This is a genomic window from Microbacterium sp. T32 (genome assembly GCF_001619615.1).
Classification (GTDB): Bacteria; Actinomycetota; Actinomycetes; order Actinomycetales; family Microbacteriaceae; genus Microbacterium.
The window spans coordinates 1-4,650 of record NZ_LQQP01000058.1 but is presented as its reverse complement, the minus strand read 5'-3'; the positions used below and the strand labels follow the sequence as shown (position 1 = coordinate 4,650).

The 4,650-nt window shown below is 73.2% G+C and carries 5 protein-coding genes; 1 reads left to right on the top strand and 4 read right to left on the bottom strand.

Features of this window, described 5'->3' with window-relative positions; translation table 11 throughout:
• Positions 1–64: 64 nt before the first annotated feature.
• On the top strand, positions 65–289 hold the full coding sequence (locus AVW09_RS15290; RefSeq protein ID WP_063258871.1) for an acyl-CoA carboxylase subunit epsilon: 225 nt from the start codon (positions 65–67) through the stop codon (positions 287–289).
• A 381-nt stretch (positions 290–670) separates the two neighbouring features.
• Here AVW09_RS15290 and AVW09_RS15285 read toward each other — a convergent pair whose 3' ends face one another.
• The 4 genes from AVW09_RS15285 to AVW09_RS15270 all read right to left on the bottom strand — a co-directional run.
• Entirely contained in the window at positions 671–1,711 is a 1,041-nt protein-coding gene (locus AVW09_RS15285) for a hypothetical protein (protein ID WP_082823021.1), read from the bottom strand.
• Positions 1,708–2,964, bottom strand: a complete 1,257-nt coding sequence (locus tag AVW09_RS15280; protein WP_197462666.1) for a sensor histidine kinase — start codon at positions 2,962–2,964, stop codon at positions 1,708–1,710. The genes AVW09_RS15285 and AVW09_RS15280 overlap by 4 nt, the downstream gene beginning before the upstream one ends.
• Complete coding sequence (locus AVW09_RS15275) at positions 2,957–3,622, bottom strand: response regulator transcription factor (RefSeq protein ID WP_063258870.1); 666 nt, start codon at positions 3,620–3,622, stop codon at positions 2,957–2,959. The genes AVW09_RS15280 and AVW09_RS15275 overlap by 8 nt, the downstream gene beginning before the upstream one ends.
• Positions 3,623–3,729: 107 nt before the next feature.
• On the bottom strand, positions 3,730–4,650 hold a 921-nt coding region (locus tag AVW09_RS15270), incomplete at its 5' end, for a class I SAM-dependent RNA methyltransferase (protein ID WP_063258869.1).

Sequence of the window (4,650 nt, the reverse complement as noted above, 5' to 3'; positions counted from 1 at the left end):
CGCTGCGGGCACTGCGGAACAAGCGAGCGAGCCTGCCGGCCAAGAAGCACGGGAACATCCCGCTGTGAACGACGAGGCCCCCGCCGAGCCCGTCGCCCGGGTCGTCCGCGGCACGCCGACGCCCGAGGAACTCGCGGCGGCGATCGTCGTCGTGAGCGAGGCCTATGCGCGCGAGACCGCGGATGCCACCGCGCCCGAGGTCTCGGCGCGCTCGCGCTGGGAGCTGTCCGCGCGCGGGCTCCGCACCCCGCTGAACCGCGCCGCGGGTTGGCACGCCTTCACCGGCTGACTGTCCCCCGAAATACCTACAGACGCCGCGAGATCGTTCGCGAATACTGGAGGAGCTGGAACGCATCACGCGTTCGGTCGGGCCGCTCCATCGAGCCGGTTTCCGGCCGCCGCGGACGGTTTTCGGGTAGCCGTTCGCATGGGTGAGGGGCAGGCATTGCCGCCCCTCACCCCTCATTTTTCGCACTCTTCCCCGGATGCAGAAACCCGACACGGCCCCCCTCGGCTCCCGCCGCGGGGGGCTTCTGGTTGCGGCGCGGTCGGCCTGGGCGCGGCCGGTTCCGGCGCGGCTCCTGCGGTCGTGGGCGGGCTCGAGCGCGGCTGATTCGGGTGCGGCTCGCCCACGGAGCGGCGTGCCCTGGCCGGCGCCGCCGCGGGGCGTTCAGCGGGGGCGACGGATCTCGCGCCAGAGATCCACGTCGTCCTCGTCCGCACTGGCCCCGGCGGTCGCTCGACGGCCGACCACCGTGACCGCGATCTCGTGATGCGGCGACGAGCGGATGATCACGCGCTCGGAGGTCGCGTCGCGCACGATCCCCGCGAGCTCGGAGCGGATGTCCTCCAGCGCGGACGGGGGCAGGTCATCCAGCCCGCCCTCGTCGAACAGCATCACGATCATGCCGCGGCGACGCGCCGCGTCGATCTCCGCGCGCACGCCGTCGTCCAGGAGACGCGGACTCCGCAGCTCGTCACGGAGACTCTGCTCCGCCAGCCGGGCTGCGGTCTTCTCGCTCGGCCGCAGGTTGCCACCCGTCTCGATCGTCCGACCGAGCACCGGGCCGGCCACGTGGAGTGCTCGCTGTACGTGCAGACGGCGCTCGCGCTGGCGCCCGCTCTGCGACGCCTGCCAGGCCGAGGCCGCCTGCTGCAGCTCGGAGAGCTCCTCGGCGTCGCGCGCGACCCGGTCGAGGGCGACCGTGATGAGCTGCGCGGCCGCGACCCAGACGAGCGAACCGACGAGGCCGAGGCTGAGGGCCGAGAGGGGCCCCAACCAGACGGACGCGGAGAGTGCCAGGATGCCGGTGCCGATCCACGCCACGATCGGCCGGCGGCGCACCATGACGACGGTCATCAGCGCACCGATGCCCCCGATCACCCATGTGACGAACGGCTGGGCCCGGCCCGCCTCGCTGACCGCGGCGAACGCGGCGTTGGGCACGACGGCGGCCGCGAACAGCGCCAGCGCGATGGCCCAGCGCGGCGGGGAGAGCCGCTCATCCGCCTCCGCATCACCGGGCTCGGAAATGCGCCGACGGGTCGGGAGAAGGACCCACACCCACGTGATCGGCAGGTAGATCACCAGCGCGGCGATCAGCAGCCAGCCGCGCTCGACCGTCTCGGGCAGCGTCCACAGCAGGCTCCGGGCGGCGAGGTACGCCGTGAAGGCGAGGGCGATGCCCGACAGGATGGAGCGGACGGTCACCAGCGGTCTCCGCTCTCCCACTCGAGGGTCACCGTGGTGCCCGCGGGCGACGAATCCACGGTCGAGCGTCCGCCGACCGCCGTCACCCGCGCAATGATCGAGCCGCGGATGCCGAGCCGATCCGCCGGGATCGCATTGACGTCGAAACCGCGACCCGCGTCGCGGACGCGGATCGTCACGCCGCCCGGATCGGCCGAGCCCATGACCTCGACCGAGAGCGCGGCGGCGTCCGCGTGCTGCACGGCGTTGGCGACGGCCTGCATGGCCGCGAGCACCAGCGCGCGGGCGACGCGGCCCGGGACACGGGGAGTCCCCTCCTGCACGCGCCGAACGACGACGAGTTCGACGCCGAAGTCGCGCGCGGACTTCTCGATGTCGTCGGCGAGGGCCACGGCATCCATTGGCTCGTCGCTCCCCTCGAGGGCGTCCTTCTCGGCGTTCGCCAGTCGGGTGAGGGCCTCGCGCGCCATGCTCACCGCAAGGGTGCGTTCGCGCGGGGTCGCGGCGCGCTCCGCGGCGAGCAGGGCACCCAGGACGCTGTCGTGCATGAGGGCGGCGACGGCGACGCGTTCATGTTCGGTCGCCGCGGTGGCGGCCGCCGAGGCGTAGCTCGCGACCGCGCGCGTGCGGGTCTCGTCGACATTCGCCGCGATCGACCGGTACATCCACGTCAGCGTGACCAGGACGCTGCCCAGCAGCAGCGCGAAGGAGACGTCGAGCGCGACAGGCAGGAGGAACTCAGGACGACCGCCCGCCTGCAGGAGTCGGACCACGCCGAACAGCAGCGGAGCGGCGACGGTCCACGCGACCTGCAGCGGCAACGGGAAGGCGACGACCGTCGCGACCGTGGCGACGTTGATGAGGTAGAAGATCCAGGGGTTCTCGGTCGGTGACGGCGCCTCACCCCCGGCCGTCGCGAACGGCCACAGCACCAGAGCCACCATGAACAGTACCGCGAACAGGCCCGAGAACAACCGCGCGAAGCGGTCGACCGCGCACGCCACGACCATCGCGACCAGCGGCACGAAGACACCGACCACGAGGGGGAGGTGCCACCCCGCAGCCTCGTCGCTCGGGCCGAAGGCCGCGACGAACGCCTGGACCCCGAGGACCAGGCACGCCGGTCCGACCAGCAGCGTGATGACACGCTCGATCCGCTTCTGCGTGAAGGATCCGGGGTCGTCGCTGGTCTCGCGCGTGTGAGGGATGCGTGCCCACGCCTCGTCGAGGACGGAGCGGTCGACGTCAGGCATCGCGGGGCGTCTCGGGCGTCTCGTGGAGGATGCCGTCCTCCATCGCCCGCCGCAGCAGATCGACCTTCGTCGGGGCGGGGCGCCCCACCTCGACGTACTTCACCCGCACGCGCGTGATGTTCTCCTTGGCCGTGGAATACGCCACGCCCAGGCGCTCCGCCACGGCCTTGAGCGGGAGCCCGGCGGCGTAGAGCCGCAGGACCTCGCGCTCGCGCGCCGACAGCTGCGCGTCCGCGAACTCGCGGTCGCCGTCGACCGCGCTGGCCCACTCGACGTTGTCGAGCAACTCGCCGCGCGCGACGGTGTCGATCGCCGCGAGCACCTCGTGCGTGGGCGAGGACTTGCTCACGATGCCGGCCGCACCGGCGGCGAGCGCCTCGCGGACGGCGGCCGGGCGGTCGGCGACGCTGTGGATGATGACGCTCGACCCGTCGCGCACGACCCGGTCGACGTTCTCGGACACGGTGGTGCCGTCGCCGAGAGTGAGGTCGAGCACGACGACGTCCGCGGGAGCCTCGCCCGCGGCGCGGCGCCAATCGAGGTAGGCGGCGACGTTCGCACCCGAGGACACCACGTCGAACGACCCCGTCTGAGCGAGCGCAGCCTCGAGGCCGAGACGGACCGATTCGTGGTCATCGATGAGGGCGACGCGCGTCATCCTCATATCGTATCCGCGCCGCCCTCTCCGGAACGGGAGTCCACATCCCCCGATCGGCGGGTCGTCGACGTATCACCGGCGCATCACGAGCGGGCGTCGCCACCGCGTCACCGACGCAGGGCGACGACGGCCTCGACGTGGTGGGAGTTCGGGAAGAGGTCGAGCCCGTGCACACCCCCGTCGGCGCGGTAGCCGTGGATGGCGAACGTCGCGAGATCCCGGGCCAGCGCGACGGGGTCGCACGCGACGTAGACGACCGTCTGCGGCGCCAGCGCGGCGATGCCCTCGACGACCTCGCGTCCCGCTCCGGCCCGCGGCGGGTCCAGCACCACGACACCGCGGGAGAGACGTTCGCGCTCACGCTCGGAGGCCTCGGCTCGCAGACGCCCGACGTAGCGGTCGACACGGGCCGTCTCGGCGCGCGCGCCGACCCACTCCGCGAGGTTCTCCCCCGCGTGCTCCGTCGCCCTCGGGTCGCTCTCGACGCTCACCACGCGCGTCGACGCACCGCCGAGATCGCCCAGGGTCGCGGCGAAGAGGCCCACGCCTCCGTAGAGGTCGAGGTGGATGGCATCCGGATCCAGGTCACCCGCCGAGGAACGGAGGCGATCGGCGACCGCCTCCGTGAGGGCGCCGGCGGCCAGTCGGTGGACCTGCCAGAAGCCGCCCGCGTCGACGCGGAACGAGCGGTCGCCGACGCGCTCCTCGACGACCTCGACCGGTCCGGTGGGCCGGGCGCCGTCCGGCCGCGGCAGCACGCGGACGCGGCCGTCGGCCGGCTGTACGAGGTCGATGCGGCCCTCGGCGGCGCCGCGCAGGTCGGCGGCCACGCGGGCGAGGTCCGCAGTCGCGAGCGGCAGGTCGGGGGTCTCGACGACCCGGTGCGAGCGCGGCGCGAACGGGCCGACGCGTCCGGCGTCGTCGACGTGCAGGCTCACACGGGTACGCCATCCGGTGCCGTCGGCGGTCTCGTCGGCACCCGCCGGACGGACCTCGACCGGCAGTTCGAGGCGACCGACGCGCTCGAG

Bases quoted from the DNA above. Each gene is read 5' to 3' on its own strand.
- AVW09_RS15280 (WP_197462666.1), bottom strand. From the start codon at position 2,964: ATGCCTGACGTCGACCGCTCCGTCCTCGACGAGGCGTGGGCACGCATC.
- AVW09_RS15275 (WP_063258870.1), bottom strand. From the start codon at position 3,622: ATGACGCGCGTCGCCCTCATCGATGACCACGAATCGGTCCGTCTCGGC.